Source organism: Caballeronia mineralivorans PML1(12), from assembly GCF_001028175.1.
GTDB lineage: Bacteria > Pseudomonadota > Gammaproteobacteria > Burkholderiales > Burkholderiaceae > Caballeronia > Caballeronia mineralivorans.
Genome location: NZ_AEJF01000045.1, coordinates 1 through 445, shown reverse-complemented (window position 1 = coordinate 445; position 445 = coordinate 1). Strand labels below are relative to the sequence as shown.

Here is a 445-nt window from a genome sequence, read left to right as displayed (position 1 = left end):
GCCACCAGCCGATACGGTCGGTCATCTGTTCGGCAGCAATTTCAACGACAGCGCCGATCAGCAGCAAAGCGCGGGTAATCCGACCGGGTCGGTGGCGAACACGCTGGCGGGCGTTGCGATCACCGGTAACGGTGCAGACGCGAGCCAGGGCGCCTGGCAATACTCGACGGATAACGGCGCGCACTGGACCACGATTGCCGCCACCGGCCTGAGCGATTCGAACTCGCTCGTGTTGTCGTCGTCGGCACAATTGCGCTTCGTGCCGGCGCCCGACTTCAACGGCGTACCGGGGCAACTCACCACGCGCCTGATCGATAGTTCGACCACGGTCGTCGCCGGCTCAGTGACGGGCGCCGATCTGGCAACCGGCGACACCGCGATCAGCGGCGTGGATGTCTCGGGCGCGCACAACGGCGGCGCGACGGCGGTCAGCGCGACGACGGTC

At 67.0% G+C, this 445-nt stretch carries 1 protein-coding gene; it reads left to right on the top strand.

The annotated features are described in order from the left end of the window. A partial coding sequence (locus EOS_RS46955; RefSeq protein ID WP_047845586.1) for a hypothetical protein occupies positions 1 to 445 on the top strand: 445 nt, incomplete at both ends.